This is a genomic window from Prevotella sp. S7-1-8 (assembly GCF_000758925.1).
Lineage (GTDB): Bacteria > Bacteroidota > Bacteroidia > Bacteroidales > Bacteroidaceae > Prevotella.
Genome location: NZ_JRNC01000026.1, coordinates 51260 through 68639 on the forward strand (window position 1 = coordinate 51260; position 17380 = coordinate 68639).

Here is a 17380-nt window from a genome sequence, read left to right on the forward strand (position 1 = left end):
AATGAGAAAAATCATCCATATTCTCCTATTTTGGGTTGTCACAAGCACGGTGTTTACGGCATGCGGCAGCGACGACCCCATGGACATCAACGAGGTGAATAAGCAAACCGTGTTGGTGTTCATGCCGTGGTCGGGCAGTCAAACCAGCGCAGGACTGTACGGAATATTCCTTGAAAACTTGGACAGCATAGAAGGAAGCATCGTCAAGAACAAAGGAATGACAGGCCGATTGATGGTATTTATCAGCAGGTCGGCCACCCAATCAGAGCTTTATGAGGTGAAATACGAGAACAAACAGATAACGCACAAAAACGTCAAGACGTATACGGGCACCGATTATACCACGCCGGCCGGCATCGCGCAGATACTCAACGACGTGAAGGCTAACGCCTACGCGCTCAACTATGCCATGATGATTGGGTGTCACGGATGTGGCTGGACTTATAAAAGCGACTGGGAAAGCTACCCCTATCAAGCCAAGAAACATGTATGGGTAGAGGCTCCGCAAGCCAAGCGTATGCCGTCAAGCGGTCATCAACCAAGCCGCTATCCCACTACAAGATTTTTCGGAAGTGTGTCAAGCATGGCCAATGCCATAGACATAACAGACCTTGCCGCAGGCATTCAGAACGCTGGAATGAAGATGCAGTTTATCTTGTTTGACGACTGTTACATGGCTAATGTTGAGACCGCTTACGAATTACGCAATGCCACCAACTTTTTAATAGGCTCTACCTCGGAAGTGATGGCTCAAGGCATGCCGTATCAAGCCATTTGGAAATCATTGGCCAATGCCACGCCAGCCTACGCCGAGGTGGTCTCTGCCTTTCACGATTATTATTCAAAATACACCTACCCTTATGGCGCGCTTAGCGCTGTGGACTGTCGGGAGCTGGAGGCTTTGGGCACCATCATGCGCGAAATAAACAAACGGTACACTTTGAACGAAGCGTTAATGGACAGCTTGCAGGTGTTGGATGGATTTAAAACGCCCATTTTTTACGATTTAGGCGACTATGTAACACGCCTTTGCGACAACCCTAATCTGCGAAGTGATTTTCGCGCCACAATGGACAGGGTGGTAAGAGCCAAATCGAACACAGGCACGCTTTATTCTTTTTTATATTGGGAGCCAGTGAAAATAAAAGTGAAATCCTACTCAGGACTGACCATATCAGATCCAAGTAGGAACTCGGTTGCCACCAAGGGGCGACGGAAAACCAGCTGGTGGAAAGCCACACACTAAGCGTCACTCATAATCGTCAATGACACTGTTGGTGAAGTCCATCATTGGCTTGGCCACCTCGAAGAGCCTAACCATCCGTTTTGGCCATGCGTCTCCCTCAAAAAAATCGTCCGGAACGACTTGCCAAGCGCAGTAGTCTTTCATGCGCAGATACTGTATAAACTCATAGTCGGCGGGGAAATCGCGCGGCGACGTCTTAAGATGCGCAAGGCCGAAGCCTTTAGGATCGATGTGGTCATCACTCCAATCACCCTCGCCAGCATAACCAAAACATTTTACGAAACGCTCGTTTTCCACGCGCTCGCGCCATTCGTCGATATTGCCCATAATCTCATTTCGCATAGCGGTCAATATGTTGGTGGGCAACCAATAGGCCCCAACGGCCAAAAGGCAACGGTTGGGTTGTAAGTGCAGGTAATAGCCAGCGTGCAAATTTTTCTTGCCATGCGCCGATATATAAGCGCCAAAATGTCGCTTATAAGGCGACTTGTCGGGCGAAAAACGTGTGTCGCGATAAAAACGGTAGGTGCAGTCCTTAACCGTAAGATGGGCCACCGAGTGATCTAAAACGCTGATAGCGGCAATGGCTTTTGCCACGCCATCCTCAAACGATTGGCGCGCCTCCATGTATTCTTCTTGATGCTCCTTATACCACTCTCGGTTGTTGTTGGCAGTGATGTCTGATAGAAACTGTAGTATTTTCTTTGTTTTCATCGTTTATTGTAGTTTACTTCCTTCCAGCCGTTTGGGGCAAAACGCATCAAACGGGCATACTTCGCATTTAGGCTTCGCGCTTTGACAAACGTAGCGTCCGTGCAGCAACAGCCAATGATGAGCGTTGGGAATATCCTCGCGAGGAATGTCACGCATGAGGCATAGCTCCACTTTCAACGGGGTGTTGGCCGTCTTGGGTACCAAGCCCAAACGATGAGCCACACGAAATACATGTGTATCGACCGCCATGGCGGCCTTGCCAAACCACACGGCCATTAACACGTTGGCCGTCTTTCGACCTACACCGGGCAACTTGACCAACTCTTTCGGATCGGAGGGCAGCACGCCATCATAGTCAGATTCTATCATGCGGGCCATCTCAACAAGATGCCTTGACTTGGCGTTGGGATAGCTCACCGAACGGATATACTCATAAATGTCTTCAGGCTCAGCTTGCGCCATCTCTCCGGATGTGGGGTAACGACGAAACAACGCAGGGGTAACCTCGTTAATTCGCTTGTCGGTGCACTGCGCGGACAGCAACGTGGCACATAACAATTGGAACGCGGAACCAAACTGTAGCTCTGTTCCCACTATGGGTTTGCGCTCCTTGAAATAAGCCAACACCTGTTGGTACCTATCCTTTTTTTTCATGCTATTTTCTATGTTTTCCGGTTGCCGCTATCGCCACAAATGGCAATATCGCCATATTATAAAAAAAAGAGGAGACGCCACAAGAGACATCGCGCGCCGTAAGCGACATGACATACATGGCATCTCCCCTTTATAGCAATGAGCGCCTAACTATTTGATAAGTTCTACGCTGCGTTTTAAGAATTTGTCTAACGCCTCGCCCTTAAGCATACCGTTTTGCAAAAGGGCCAAATCTATCAACTGATGCACGATGCCATTGCCCTTGGCATAATCCGCGAGTATCCCGTTGCGTTTGTCTCGCTGCTCATTGGCGGCTTTCTCCGTCTTCCGTACATCGTCTTTCTCCTCTTGCGATATTTCCTCCGGTTTTTTCTTGTCTTGACTTTGGCGAAGTGCCGCAAGACGAGCCTCCAAGCCCTTCAGCTCGCTATCAACAGGTTTCAAACTGTCGGCTGTGGCCTTGTTGGCATTGTCCAACACATTTTTCACCAAGTGGTGATCGGCATTTAACACCACGGTGTAGCTGTCGGGCATCTGGCCATAGAAGCTCATGCCGGGTTGAAATTGGCTCATCTCTTTCATACGACGCATGTACTCGCTCTGCGTGATAATTACTGGCGAGGCACTCTCTCCAAGCGACTCCACCTCTACGTTGAAATTGGCTTTGTCCATCTTAGGCATTTGAGAGCGGAACAACTCTGACAAATTGTCACGATCCGCTTGCTCCATTTTTGTCTTGTTGGCGTCTTCTTTCACGATGAGACGGTCTATGATGTCTCCGTCAACTCTACTGAAACGCGACTTCTCAAATTTTTGCTCCAATAGGTTGATCATAGGAACCTCAAGCTGGCCATCAAACAACAAGACGTTGTATCCCTTGTTTTTAGCATTGGAGATATATGTATACAGATCGTCCTTGTTGGTGGCGTACAGGTAGATCAAATCACCATTCTTGTCGGTCTGCTCGCTCTTAATAAGCGTTTTGTAGTCGTCATAAGTGAAGAAATTGCCATCAACGTCTTTAAACAACGCGAAATCTTTGGCGCGATCGTAAAAGTCTTCTTGCGACAGCATGCCATAATGGATGAACAATTTCAAGTCATTCCATTTAGACTCGAAGTCCTTGCGGTCGGCCTTGAATATTTGTTGCAGGCGGTCGGCCACTTTCTTGGTGATATATGTGGATATTTTTTTCACATTGGCATCGCTCTGCAAATAGCTCCGGCTGACGTTCAACGGAATGTCAGGAGAATCGATAACGCCATGAAGCAAGGTCAAGAAATCTGGCACTATATTCTCAACTTGGTCAGTTACGAACACTTGGTTGCAATAGAGCTGTATCTTGTTGCGCTGCAACTCAATGGTATTCTGCACCCGTGGGAAATAAAGAATGCCTGTGAGATGGAACGGAAAGTCCACATTAAGATGTATCCAGAACAACGGCTCGTCTTGCATGGGATAGAGCGTGCGATAGAACTCCTTGTAATCTTCGTCCTTGAGCGTGGCCGGCGTCTTGGTCCACAGTGGCTCAACGTTGTTTATAATGTTGTCCTCTTCGGTTTCAACCTGCTTGCCATCTTTCCACTCGGTTTTCTTGCCAAACGCCACTGGCACAGCCATGAACTTACAATACTTGTTAAGCAATTGCTCTATGCGACTTTTTTCGAGAAACTCTTTGCAATCGTCGGCGACATGCAGCACAATATCCGTGCCACGATCGGCCTTGTCAGCGTCTTCAATGGTGTACGAAGGCGAGCCGTCGCAGCTCCATTTCACGGCTTTGGCTCCCGCTTGATAACTCTTGGTGATGATATCCACGCGGTCGGAAACCATAAAGCAGGAGTAGAAACCCAATCCAAAATGACCTATAATCGCGTTAGCCTCATCCTTGTATTTGTCAAGAAAATCAGTAACGCCGGAGAATGCTATCTGGTTGATATACTTGTCTATTTCGTCAGCGGTCATACCAATGCCACGGTCCCTAAAAGTCAGTGTCTTTGCCTTTGGGTCCAAAATTACGTGTATCGTGATATCGCCTTTTTCTCCTTTAAAGTCACCTTTTTGAGCGAGCGTGTTAAGTTTTTGGGTGGCATCGACCGCGTTGGCCACCATCTCCCTCAAAAAAATCTCATGGTCTGAATAGAGAAACTTTTTGATAACGGGGAAAATATTCTCTGTCGTAACCCCAATATTACCAGTTTTCATACGTATATAATTTATTCTTTATCCACCCGATAGTTTGCAAAAAACATGCCAAACACTTTTCGCCCCAGTCCGTAGCGAATTGCAAGCCCTATGATAACAAATCCCCATATTGCAGTTTTTTATTGTTTGGGCATATACTTTATTGTGACTTTAGTCTTATTAGACAGAAGTTATGCTAATTAACTATTCCACTCGTCAGCATACGTTTTGCCATTTCTCATAGGTTGGCCAACCCAACTGTGTCAAGCCGTTTTTCTGTTATGCCTTAACCTTGGTTGTCGAGACATGGTTTCTTGTCGCATCTCGACGATAGGGAACTCGCCGCAACGCAGAGTTACATAGTCTCGAATCTTTCTCTATGCATAATGGCCGATTGCAACAACGTCTACGCCAAGTATGCTATCGGAATGGTCCTTTTCTCGCGGATATTGCGCTGGGCAAGGCATACAAGCCTGCAAAGCGCGGTGTCTGTCGGAAAGACGCCATTGGTCTTTATGATTTAACGAACTTGACGGTGGCAACCATCCATGGTATTGTCGGCGTAGATGATCTAACGGATGGACGTGGTTTGTTGAAAAGAACAGTTCATCAATCCCCAAAATTCCGTTTGGAGTTGCCTACGCATCTACCATTAGGCGATTGTCGCTTGCAGGTTTGGTCATGGCATGATGGCTCTCTGTCTCACGCCCTTTAGCGGCTTTAGGGAAGTACGCAAATAGTTGAAGGGAAGACACGTCCTTGCCAAACGATGGCTTTTCAGGCCCGAAACGCTCTTCCGCGGCTGACAATATCTTTGCGCTCTCTTTGGCGTCATTGTACTAATTATATCACGCTGCACAAAACTAAGAAATTATAAATTTGTTGTTATGGTGTATGACACAATTCAAATGACAACCTTTAGCATGGGTAACTATCGTAAAGGATTCCACCCTTGAGCCGTAATATCAAACTCTTCCCCATCTCTCGAAACAAGGCGTGTTCCCAAAGCCTCTTTTGTGATATAACCTATTTGTTTGATACCATGCTCCTCCAATTCGTTCAACTTGTTATGATCGCCTATAGAACATGTGAACAAGAGTTCATAATCCTCACCGCCATTCATGGCCGCCGTGATAACGTTCATGTTCAATTCCTCTGCCATCACAGCCGTTTGATAGTCTATAGGGATGTTTTTTTCATAAACACGACAACCACAATGGCTCTGCTTGCAAATGTGTATAAGTTCAGAACTTAACCCATCCGATATGTCCATCATGGCCGTTGGCTGTATGTTGTGCTCTCGTAGGAGATTAATGATATCTCCCCGAGCCTCGGGTTTAAGCTGCCGTTGCAACAAATATTCCCTACCGGCAAAATCAGGCTGGAAACTCGCTAATTGCGCACCCTGTTCTTGCAGATGCTTCACCAACGCATCGTTCCCTTCTTGTTTGGCCTTGCGAATTTTTTTGTTCAAGTCATCAACTTGGTGATAATAGACGGTTTTCTCCCGCTCCAGGAGTTGCAAACCCATATAAGCAGCCCCAAGGTCGCCTGTAACACAAATAAGATCAGACTCTTTTGCGCCGTTCCGGTAGACTATGTCGCACTTTCGCGCTTCACCCACGCAGGTGATGCTGATAGCCAAACCTGTGAACGAGGATGTAGTGTCGCCCCCCACAATATCTACGTTCCATTTGTCACAAGCCCCTTTAAGCCCCCTGTAGAAATCTTCGATATCCTCTACCTTAAATCGTTTGCCTACGGCCAATGAGACCGTCATCTGTCGTGGCGTGCCGTTCATGGCGAAAACATCCGAAATGTTTTCAACGGCAGCTTTGTACCCTAACTCCAGCATGGTGATATAAGTGAGGTCAAAGTGAACGCCCTCCATGAGCATATCTGTCGTGACAAGAACCTCTGTATCGGGATAGTGCATCACGGCGCAATCATCTCCAACACCATAAACAGAAGACTTGTTTCTTAAGGTAATGTCTTTGGTGATATGGTCAATAAGCCCAAACTCACCGAGTTTTGATATTTCCATTGAAAAAAATAAGTGAAAGAATGAAGTGAAAATATGAACAAGACATGGGAAAATAACATCTTGGAAGCATGCCGCCATCCAAAATTACATTTCCCCATCCATGTTTATATCAGCTATGACCGGCTGATCATCTCGCGCATGATCTCCGTCATTTTGGGCTGAGCGGCATTGGCCGCTTCTTGCACTTCTTCATGACTAACTTCCACGGGGACGTCGAAGCCTCCCAAATCGGTGATTATACTTACTCCAAACACTTTTATGCCAGTGTGGCGCGCCACAATAACCTCCGGCACGGTAGACATGCCAACGGCATCGCCACCAAGGATATGGAACATGCGGTATTCAGCCGGCGTCTCAAACGTAGGCCCTTGAACGCCCACGTATACACCATGCTGCAACTTGATGCCTTTCTCTTTAGCGATACCATCTGCCATTTCCACTAATTTCTTGTCGTAAGGTTGGTGCATGTCCGGAAATCTCGGGCCTGTGGGAAGATTAGGCCCATGCAATGGATGCTCTGGGAAGAAGTTGATATGATCAGTAATGACCATCAAGTCGCCAATGCTAAAATTTGGGTTCATGCCACCAGCCGCATTGCTTACGAAGAGCGTATCGATACCAAGCTCATGCATGACACGCTCAGGAAATGTTACCTCTTTCATGGAGTATCCCTCATAAAAGTGGAAGCGTCCTTTCATGGCCATGATATCCTTTCCACCCAATTTGCCAAAAATCAGCTTGCCATCATGCCCCTCAACGGTAGACACGGGGAAGTTGGGGATGTCTTTGTAAGAAAACTCATAGGTGTCAGTTATCTCTGAAGCTAATTGTCCTAAACCTGTCCCCAGAATGATTGCGGTCTTGGGGTTTGTTCTCATCCTTTGTCTTAACCAGGATGCTGTTTCTTGAATTTTTGCGTACATAGCCTATTATTTTAGTGTTAAAAGCCTCTTCTTGTCCTTGCAAGAACTTCACCTTAATGGGAAGAGCGTATATATGCGCTTTCACTTCTGGCGAAAGTCCATCCGTATTAATCAATCGCGAGGCGTCTTTTTCTGTTGTAATAACTAATTTAGGTGAGGGCAAATTATCAAATGTCACGTTTATCAAGTCGACATCTTTCGGCGTGAAAAAATGATGATCGCCAAATTTCAACGATGTGATAGTGCGACATCTGGCACGCAAGTCGTTCTCCATCTGTTCCGGCGAAGCGATGCCGGTGACTTGCAATACATTTTTTTTAGAAAGGAAAGCCAAAGGTTTTTGTTTGTTCGCATTGACAGGATCGGCACAATCCGCGAAAACAGGTTGCGGCCAATCATAGTCAACACACGTAAAAAACAAATCTTGGTAAGGGAAAAGATTCATGGCCTTGGTTAGCACCCTAAACTCCATTGGCTTTAAATCCTTGGGGCATTTGGTCACGATAACCATGTCCGCCCTGTTTTTTCCTTTCAAAGGTTCGCGCAGGCGGCCAGCCGGCAACAATTTGTCATAAATGATAAGTCGATGATAATCCACCAATAAAATGTTAATACCCGGATTCACATACCTATGTTGGTAGGCGTCGTCAAGCACTATTACATCCACGTCATTGGTCTCCGGATCTGTCATAAGCCGGTTGATACCGTTGCAACGACTCCTGTCCACAGCCATGTATATGTCATCAAACTTCCGCTTCATTTGCCATGGTTCGTCGCCAATGTCATTTAAGGGCGTATCCCCATGGGCCAAAACATATCCATGGCTTTTGCGTTTATAGCCACGCGACAACACGCCAACCTTTGCGATATCCCTAAGCAATCTCACAATATATTCCACATGGGGCGTCTTGCCCGAGCCACCTACCGTTATATTTCCTACGGAGATTACTGGGATATCGAACGATCGTTGTCTGAGAACGCCTATCTCAAAAAGATAGTTTCGCACGCCTACGCCTATGCCGTAAAGCCAACTCAGTGGCAACAGCCAATCGTTAATTTTGATAAGATCGCCCTCTGTGCGCATGTTTGATATGCAGTGCTTTGTAAAAAATGACCAAAATTAAACCTTAAGTTTATCTTACCTTCTTTTCACGTTGCCTTCATCTTGACAGCGTTTCTTCGTCGCTCTAACGCTTTTCGTCTGTCATGTTACTGACGACATTCACGCTTCAAGGTGAAAATTTCAACAGAGCAACAGGCACGGATACGATAACCATGAATTTTATGAACGCCCTACCTGTCATTTCAGCTTGATGAAGAAAGGCATCCGGGCCTGTAATTCACTCTGTGCCTCTGCCGTTTGCATGAGCATGAATGGCTCATAGAATATACCCAACGCGCTTCTTATTTTGTCATTGAGCAAGTTGTCTCCCTTTGTCTCCGCTACATCCATAAACTGTTCTGTTATACTGGCCGGTGCGGGATAGTCCGCCGTGTAATAACTTTTCACCTTGGCCAACTGCGCCGCCTTGGCCACAGCTTTGTCCAAGCCTCCCAAGCCGTCTACCAATCCCAACTTGATGGCGTCGCAACCCAGAAACACATGTCCTTGGGCGTTGGCCTCCACTTTGTCCATCGACATGTGCCTACCTTTTGCCACACGACTTTTAAACAACATGTACCCGCGATCCAAATAGGTTTGCAAAAGCCCCAACTGTTCGCCAGTGATGGGTTTGAAACCACCAAAGGTGCTGTTACGATTGGTTTTCACCTCGTCATATTTTATGCCAATCTTTTGCGTCATCAGCTCGGAGAAATCCGGTATTATCCCAAATATGCCGATGCTGCCAGTAATTGTGGTAGGTTCCGCATAGATGTAATTGGCTCCGCAGCTGATATAATAACCACCAGAGGCAGCGGCGCCACTCATCGAAACGACCACGGGCTTTTTAGCTTTGAGCTGTTCCACCTGATGCCATATCTGCTCAGAGGCATAAGCGGATCCACCGCCGGTGTTCACCCTGAGCACCACTGCTTTCACATTGTCGTCATCGGCGAGCGCCGCCAAATCCCTGCACACATCTTTGCCCACGATACAGTGCTGTCCCTTGAAAATGTTTTGCGGCACCCTATCGTCAATGATTTCACCGTAAGCGTAATACACAGCTATCTCATCTCCCTCGGATTTATCGGGCACATTCATCATCGCATCGACCGAGATTTGATTGATTTCGTCATCCTTGTCTATCCTCAACATCTTCTTTACGACATCTTTCACTTGGTTATCATAAAGCAAACCGTCAACAAGTTTGTATTTCACCATGTTTTTGGGGTCATCAAAAGATATGAGACGGTCAGCGTATTCTCCGAGCGTTTTTACGCTGATTCCACGACTTTGGCTTACAGCCAGACACATCGTACGCCACCAGCCATTAATATATCGCTCCGCTTGCTCACGACTGGGTTTACTCATGTGATCCTCGGTGTATGTCTCTGTGGCGCTCTTGTATTTTCCACATTTCACGGGTATCATCTTAATGCCAATCTTGGCATATGCGTCTTTAACGAAAGCCAACTGCCCACCAATGCCGCGCCAATCTATGGCGCCCTGCGGATTCATGTAGATTTTGTTAGCCACGGAGCATAAATAATAGCATTGCTGAGAATACACCTCTCCATAGGCCACTATCCATTTGCCGGTTTTCTTGAAATCGGCGAGCGCGGCGCGCAGTTCCTCCAGCTGCGCCATGTCAGCTTGCAAAAAACCCGCGTTGAGAAAAATTCCCTTGACACGCTTGTTGTCCTTGGCCTTTTTTATGGCAGAGAGTGTCTCACGCATGCCCACAGCGTCAGTTCCCACCAACATGGTTTTGAAGTTGCCGTCGCCCTGCTCCTCCATGACGCCATTGAGATCCAACACCAAAACCGAATTGTCTTTCACTTTTTGGGTGGCTTCTGCCGAAGCAACCATGCCCACCAAACCCATCATTCCCAATGCCGTGAGAATTATACCAAAAACAAATAGGCCAACAATGGTCGCGCCCACATACTTAACGAAGTCTTTCATCTGCTTGGCAATGTCGTTTTTAAAAGTTGATATTTGATGCAAATATACTGTGTTTTTTTTAAAGTTACGTGCGTTTTGCTTGTTTTTCTTATGGCAATTGTCTATTTTTGCCGCATGAAACGAAAAGCGATAGTAATGGGCGCCAGTTCCGGATTGGGACGCGAAGTCGCCATCAGGCTGCTCCGGGACGGATGGACGGTAGCCGTGGCGGCACGTAGAATGGATGCGTTGCGAACCATACAAGTACATGGAAAGAGCGCTCCCATCGCGGCATGTATAGACGTGACAAACGAAAACGCAGCCAGCGAGCTACGGTCCTTGATCGAGAAGACAGGTGGCGTGGACCTGTATTTTCACGTGTCGGGCGTTGGAAAGAAAAACACGCAACTTGACCCGGCGATAGAGTTAAACACCGTTCAGACCAACGCCGTGGGCTTCACGCGAATGGTAGGCGAAGCCTTCAGGTGGATGGCAAGCCATGACGGTGGGCACATTGCGGTGATATCAAGCGTGGCCGGCACGCGTGGCTTAGGGCCGGCGCCAAGCTACAGCGCCACCAAGGCTTTCCAAAACAATTATATCCAAGCGTTGGAGCAACTCTCTTACGCGCGCAAACTGAATGTTAGGTTCACGGACATCCGGCCCGGCTTTGTGGACACAGACCTTATACGTGGCACACATTATCCAATGACCATGACCATCGACGAGGCGGCAGACGAGATGATGGCAGCCGTGAGCCATGGCATGCACGTCAGGGTGATAGATTGGAAATGGCGAATTGCCGTTGGCACTTGGCGTCTCATACCTCGATTTATTTGGCGAAGACTCCAGTTGGCCAAGTAGGGAGCAAGCGCAATCCATTGCCATTCTTAAACATGCAGGCCGTTCAAGCCAAAGTTTTGACAGAAGTGCGACGCAGGCTGGATTAACAGGACGCAATGCGCAACCCGACGAAACGAGACGCGTCGAAGTGGACAAGAAAGACAGCGCGAGCGAGACTGGTGGCGCATTGTTAAATTTGGAAACAGAAAATTCTATCGAGGATGTTTCAAGGAACAATCTTGAAACGAATGCGATAAGTCATCTTTGATTGATCCCAATTGGTTCCAATAATTTCAAATCTACCAATCTGCCCGGTAGAGCGAACGTGTTTTCCCATGGCGAGGCACGCGCCAAGGTCGCCAACTTTTACACATTTGAAAGTATCAGCGTTTTCGTTGGGCAACCTTTCAAAACTCTCCGCGCCGCGCGATTCTTTACGATCAACATACACGTAGGTGACCGGCATATCCTCGGAAATAAGCTCATTCATCCGTCCCTCAATGTTTTTTTCCTCTTTCTTGTCTGGTTTGCGATTAAGGACAAAACTCATATTGCTCTTCTTGCGCTCAAGTCGGGAATTACCCGAACATTCGCAACCAAACATAGACACCATCACTTGGCTGAGCAGATACCCAGCCGTCTGCGCGGGCGGAAAATCGCCATGGCCATCCATGTTGGACAAGTATGCGCGGTCTTCCATTTAGACACAGAATTTAATTATTCTTCCACAATGTCGCTCAACGTCCATGTTTACCATCCCATCCTTTGTCAAGCTCACTTCAACAGTGCCTCCCTCCAACAAATCAATCGCCTTGAAAGTGCCCTCTTTCAGTCCCAAAACATCAAAAGCGTGCGCTGGAACTGTAATCCCGACATCGCTTCGCTCGTCCGAGAAATTGACAACCACAAGTATGACGTCATTCTCATGTTTGCGCATAAAGGCGTAGTGGTATCGAGGATTCAAATGGGGCGAATGCAGGTTCGCGTACATCAAGTCAAAAAAATCTCCCCTCGCCACAGCCTGCTCAGTTCTTGCCATCCGCAATATTTGCCGATATTTTCGTCGCAAAAGCCTTGATTCCTCTTTTAAAAGCGACGTGTCGAAATATCCGTGGTACAGTTTTTCTATATGCCAATAATCAAAGATAGTAGTGCGTCCGTCTTTGCCGGAAAATCCCTCCGAGTCCATTCCTTCCTCCCCAAGTTCCTGTCCCGCGTAAACCATCAAGGCGCCTCTTGAGAGCGTCGCCATGACGATAAAGGCCGGAATGGCTTTGAGGGCGTCGCCACAAAAATATTCACTCGCCACGCGCTGCTCGTCATGGTTCTCCAAGAAATAGAGCATGTGGTCTTTTATGTCGTCCACATTTTGCCAATAGTGGGTGATGGAGCTTGCCGATCGCCTGTCGCATATAATGTCCCTGACGCAATCATACATGCCCACTTTGTCATAAAGATAGTCAAATCCCACATGAACAAAGGATCGATATTGGTTGGCATCATACACCTCGCCTATGAAAATGATTTGGGGATAGCGACTTTTTACGGCATCGATGGCATATTTCCAGAATGCCATTGGTACCATTTCCGCCATGTCGCAGCGAAAGCCGTCCACGCCTTTAGTTGCCCAAAAAAGCAAGATGTCCACCATCTTCCGCCATGTGTCAGGCAATGGGGAGAAATGCTCGCTACGGCCTCTGGCATCACAATAGTCCACACCATAGTTCAGCTTGACCGTCTCGTACCAATCATTGACGGTTGGCCTGTTGTCAAATCGGTCATTTCCCGTACATTTGGCAGGGCGTTCGACATAGGGTTCCTCTCCTTCCCGCGGCGACACCGGGGGGAGAAATGTTTGTCCCGGGCAATAATAGAAATTGTTTTGAGCGGAGAAACGCTTGGTCGTGTCATCCTTCTCTCCCAAGTCGTCCACTCCCTCAGGTCGCCCAATGGATTGGTATTCCCTTGCGACATGATTGGGCACAAAGTCTATGATTGCCTTCATGCCCAGCCTATGGGTGCGTTTTACCAAACTTTCAAACTCTTCCATCCTATGACGGACATTGTCCGCCAAGTCCGGATCCACATCATAATAATCCGCGATGGCGTATGGAGAGCCGGCCAATCCCTTCACGACGGACGCGTGTTGGCATGGTATTCCAAAACCGCTATAGTTTGTAGCAGTGGCATGACGAATGACACCGGTGTACCAAATATGCGTAAATCCCATGTCACGCAAACTTTTCAGCCGAATGTCATCCAAGTCGCCAAACTTTCCCACTCCGTTTTCCTTGAGTGTTCCACAATGCTTACGGCGAGGGTTGGCGTTTCCAAACAACCGGGGAAGAACTTGATAAATTATAACTTTCTTGTCCATTAAATCAATGCCAGAGACATTTATTTTGAAAAAAAGAGAGATTGCCACCAAACAACATGCTTGGCAATCTCCCTTGTATATAACAAAAGGTTAGGCCAGGCCGTGGGCATTCACATTCCTGTCAATACGCCCTATCATTCCTTGCAACGCCTTGCCGGGGCCACACTCGGTAAAATCGTCCGCGCCCGCGGCTATCATGTTTTGCACGCTCAACGTCCAGCGCACCGGACTTGTAAGTTGGGCTATCAAATTGCGTTTAATGTCAGCGGCCTCTTCATGGGCTTTCCCGTCCACGTTTTGGTACACGGGGCATTGAGGATCGGAGAAAGTCGTGCGCTCTATGGCGGCCTGAAGCTCATCTTTGGCAGGCTGCATCAGCGGTGAGTGAAAGGCTCCGCCAACCTTGAGCGGCAGCGCGCGTTTAGCGCCAGCGGCCTTCAGCTTGTCGCACGCTTCCATGATACCCTCGTTTTCGCCAGAGATAACCAGCTGTCCGGGGCAATTATAGTTTGCCGGCACAACTGTCTTGCCACCATCGCTCACCTCTTGGCAAACCTCCTCCACTTTTTCGTCAGGCAATCCAATAATAGCGGCCATCATGCCCGGATTAGCCTCGCAAGCCTTCTGCATAGCGTTGGCGCGTGCGGCCACCAACCGAAGGCCATCCTCGAAGCTAAGCGCTCCCGCCACGACAAGCGCCGAAAACTCACCCAGCGAGTGTCCTGCCATCATCGAGGCTTCCATCTTGTCGCCCATGCACAAAGCTGAAATCACACTGTGCAAGAAAACCGCGGGCTGAGTGACGCGGGTTTCTTTCAATTGTTCGTCCGTTCCGGCGAACATGGTGTCGGTGATGTTAAATCCAAGAATTTCGTTGGCTTTGTCAAACAATTCTTTGGCGAGAGCCGAACTCTCATAGAGTTCTTTACCCATCCCTACAAACTGTGAGCCCTGTCCGGGAAATACAAATGCTTTCATATTACAAATAGTCTAAAATTGATTTATGCCTGCAAAGATACAAAAAAAATATACATTAACGCGACGTGCCATGTATTAATTAAAATCGCGCCATCAAACCTTTTAAACCGACCTTAGGCAAAACGGCAAGGGAAAAAGCGCGCGCTCGAGGACGCAAAATCCCAACCACTTCGGCAAAGTGATTGGGATCATCGCATATACTTGTTTTACAGTGCTTAAAGTATAGGTCTTAATTATTCTGCTGCAGGAGCCTCTGTCTCTGTTTCCGTTGTCTCCGCGGCTGCCGGCTTGGCGCTCTCCTCCGTGCCAGCTTGCGCCTCGTCGGCGTTGGCCTCTACTGTTTTTTCCTCTTTTTTGGCAACAGGCTCCGGCTTGTTCTCTGCCACTACCTTAACAGGCACCTTTACCTCGACCTCCTTGTGGAAGTGTACCACGGCCTCATAGTCGCCCACTTTGCGAGCGTCGCGCATGGTGATAATCTTGCGATCGATCTCTATGCCCTTCTTGGCGAGCTCCTCCGCCACGGTTGCGGCGGTTACGGAGCCATACAGGTGACCTGTCGCGGCCACCTTGGCGCATATCTCCAAAGCCACGTCCTTGAGGGCCTCGGCGCGCTTCTCGGCCTCAGCTTTTTGGGCGGCGAGTTTCCTGGCCTGCTGTTTCAGGTTCTCGGCAAGCACTTTCTTGGCGCTCTTAGAGGCTATAACGGCCTTGCCCATAGGGATGAGGTAGTTACGGCCATAGCCGTTTTTAACGTTCACGATGTCGTTCTTGTATCCAAGACCGATGATATCTTCTTTCAATATAAGTTCCATTTCTACCCTCCTTTTTTACTTCATCAAATCGGTTACATAAGGAAGCAGGGCTATCTGGCGAGCGCGTTTAACGGCCTGGGCCACGCGACGCTGATATTTCAATGATGTGCCTGTAATGCGACGGGGAAGAATTTTTCCCTGCTCGTTCAAAAATTTCTTCAAGAATTCAGCATCCTTGTAATCTATATACTTAATGCCACTCTTCTTGAAACGGCAATATTTCTTCTTCCGTGTGTCAATAGAAGGAGCGTTCAAATAACGAATTTCTGATTTTTTCTGCTCTGCCATAATTATGCCTCCTTTTTTGCTGCCCATTTAGCGCGGCGTTTCTCAGCGTACGCTGACGAATACTTGTCGAGCTTCACGGTCATAAAACGAATAACTTTCTCGTCGCGGCGATAGCCTGTTTCGAGAACGTCTACTACTGTTGGCTCAGCCTTGAACTCCAACAGGCAATAGAAACCTGTTGATTTTTTCTCAATAGCGTAAGCCATCTTCTTCAATCCCCAGGCCTCTTCGTTCAAAATCTCAGCACCATTGTCGGTGAGCAGTTTCTTGAATTTAGCGACCGTTTCCTTCATCTGTTCATCAGACAAAACGGGAGTCAAAATGAAAACGGTTTCGTAATGATTCATATTACTGTTTGTAATGAATTAAAATGTTAATTTGCAAAATGCGTGTGCAAAGGTAATATTTTTTTCCTACACAACAAGCTGGCAGCCACTGTTTTTTTGCTATTTAACACAAATCGGGCGTGTAAAAACATGTTTTTTTCGTAATTTTGCCGCCGTTATGAACATCGCGGTTAAATTATACCATGTTATCGTGGGCGGAATTAAAAAGAACAGGTTCTGCTTGGGGCTTCCACTTGTATATACAGGGGTTCTCTTTTTTGCGTCGCTGTTCGTTTTCGGGCTCACCAACCACAACCTGCCGCTCTTGCCAACCATTATGATCATTGCCGGCATTTGGGGCTTTATCAAATACGAGAAAAGCAAAAGCGACTATTGATATCTCGCCGTCAAGACTTTCGAGACGTTTCAAGCGCGGTAGCCGCCATCACTTTTTATAAAATATTTGTCACAAAAAACACAACGTTTTTTTTACAGAAACAGAACGGCCAACCATGCGATTGGCAAAGGAAGGCATCTGTTTCGCGCGCCCGTGGGCACATCGCGCCGCCCCTCGCCCCCATGCCGCCGAGCCGATTAGGGCTTGTTGGCGCCACGAAAGAACGCCATTCGCGCCGCGACAAAGACCTAAACGGCTCGCGTTTAGGCATCAATCCGCGCTCGAACAAGGCCTAAAGGCAAACCGTCCGCGACGCGTTTTACGGCCCGCCAAGGCGCGTTTGCCATAACACGCCGCTCCACAGCGACTTACAAAAATCGCTCATATTTGGCGTATTTACGCCCACATGTTATCGCGTTTGCAAATAAGCGATGTACAAACGCCATTTTATCAAACTTTTTCAACACGTTTTTTCACATAGACAGAGAGAGGGACAGGGGTTGGGGACAATAATCATATAACGATGGGCACATGGTATCGACGGA

At 47.7% G+C, this 17380-nt stretch carries 14 protein-coding genes and 1 pseudogene; 3 read left to right on the top strand and 12 right to left on the bottom strand.

The window, feature by feature from the left end; genetic code table 11:
* Position 1 precedes the first annotated feature (1 nt).
* Positions 2-1246 (top strand): clostripain-related cysteine peptidase, encoded by a 1245-nt coding sequence (locus HMPREF1640_RS04195; RefSeq protein ID WP_036892698.1) that lies wholly within the window; start codon positions 2-4, stop codon positions 1244-1246.
* Positions 1247-1249: 3 nt separating this feature from the next.
* Here the strand turns inward: HMPREF1640_RS04195 and HMPREF1640_RS04200 are convergent, their stop codons facing one another.
* The 7 genes from HMPREF1640_RS04200 to sppA form a co-directional block, all read right to left on the bottom strand.
* Entirely contained in the window at positions 1250-1960 is a 711-nt protein-coding gene (locus HMPREF1640_RS04200) for a DUF2461 domain-containing protein (RefSeq protein WP_036892700.1), read from the bottom strand.
* 3 nt (positions 1961-1963) lie between these two features.
* On the bottom strand, positions 1964-2614 hold the full coding sequence (nth, locus tag HMPREF1640_RS04205; protein WP_036892701.1) for an endonuclease III: 651 nt from the start codon (positions 2612-2614) through the stop codon (positions 1964-1966).
* A gap of 150 nt (positions 2615-2764) precedes the next feature.
* Positions 2765-4819, bottom strand: coding sequence for a molecular chaperone HtpG (gene htpG, locus HMPREF1640_RS04210; RefSeq protein ID WP_036892702.1), 2055 nt, complete (start codon positions 4817-4819; stop codon positions 2765-2767).
* A 910-nt stretch (positions 4820-5729) separates the two neighbouring features.
* The gene (gene thiL, locus HMPREF1640_RS04215) at positions 5730-6842 is read right to left on the bottom strand and encodes a thiamine-phosphate kinase (protein WP_036892703.1); all 1113 of its coding nucleotides are present in this window, start codon (positions 6840-6842) and stop codon (positions 5730-5732) included.
* Between the two features lie 113 nt (positions 6843-6955).
* On the bottom strand, positions 6956-7765 hold the full coding sequence (locus tag HMPREF1640_RS04220) for a purine-nucleoside phosphorylase (protein WP_081935267.1): 810 nt from the start codon (positions 7763-7765) through the stop codon (positions 6956-6958).
* The gene (gene lpxK, locus HMPREF1640_RS04225) at positions 7650-8849 is read right to left on the bottom strand and encodes a tetraacyldisaccharide 4'-kinase (RefSeq protein ID WP_036892705.1); all 1200 of its coding nucleotides are present in this window, start codon (positions 8847-8849) and stop codon (positions 7650-7652) included. The genes HMPREF1640_RS04220 and lpxK overlap by 116 nt, the downstream gene beginning before the upstream one ends.
* 216 nt (positions 8850-9065) lie before the next feature.
* Entirely contained in the window at positions 9066-10832 is a 1767-nt protein-coding gene (sppA, locus tag HMPREF1640_RS04230; RefSeq protein ID WP_036892706.1) for a signal peptide peptidase SppA, read from the bottom strand.
* Between the two features lie 114 nt (positions 10833-10946).
* Between sppA and HMPREF1640_RS04235 the strand changes: the two genes are divergently transcribed.
* Positions 10947-11675, top strand: a complete 729-nt coding sequence (locus HMPREF1640_RS04235) for an SDR family oxidoreductase (protein WP_036892738.1) — start codon at positions 10947-10949, stop codon at positions 11673-11675.
* A gap of 205 nt (positions 11676-11880) precedes the next feature.
* Here HMPREF1640_RS04235 and HMPREF1640_RS04245 read toward each other — a convergent pair.
* From HMPREF1640_RS04245 to rpsF, 5 genes and pseudogenes are all read right to left on the bottom strand, one after another.
* Positions 11881-14031 (bottom strand): annotated as a pseudogene (locus HMPREF1640_RS04245) (alpha-amylase family glycosyl hydrolase).
* A 90-nt stretch (positions 14032-14121) separates the two neighbouring features.
* Complete coding sequence (gene fabD / locus HMPREF1640_RS04250; RefSeq protein ID WP_036892711.1) at positions 14122-15009, bottom strand: ACP S-malonyltransferase; 888 nt, start codon at positions 15007-15009, stop codon at positions 14122-14124.
* A 233-nt stretch (positions 15010-15242) separates the two neighbouring features.
* Positions 15243-15824: a 50S ribosomal protein L9 gene (rplI, locus tag HMPREF1640_RS04255; protein WP_036892712.1), complete on the bottom strand. Its 582-nt coding sequence runs from the start codon at positions 15822-15824 to the stop codon at positions 15243-15245.
* Positions 15825-15839: 15 nt separating this feature from the next.
* Positions 15840-16112 carry a 30S ribosomal protein S18 gene (rpsR, locus tag HMPREF1640_RS04260; RefSeq protein ID WP_036892739.1) on the bottom strand — a complete coding sequence of 91 codons (273 nt, stop codon included), beginning with the start codon at positions 16110-16112 and terminating at the stop codon, positions 15840-15842.
* A 2-nt stretch (positions 16113-16114) separates the two neighbouring features.
* Positions 16115-16459: a 30S ribosomal protein S6 gene (rpsF, locus tag HMPREF1640_RS04265; RefSeq protein WP_036892713.1), complete on the bottom strand. Its 345-nt coding sequence runs from the start codon at positions 16457-16459 to the stop codon at positions 16115-16117.
* Between the two features lie 157 nt (positions 16460-16616).
* Here rpsF and HMPREF1640_RS04270 point away from each other — a divergent pair, with 157 nt between their 5' ends.
* Entirely contained in the window at positions 16617-16835 is a 219-nt protein-coding gene (locus HMPREF1640_RS04270; RefSeq protein ID WP_036892715.1) for a hypothetical protein, read from the top strand.
* Positions 16836-17380 lie beyond the last annotated feature (545 nt).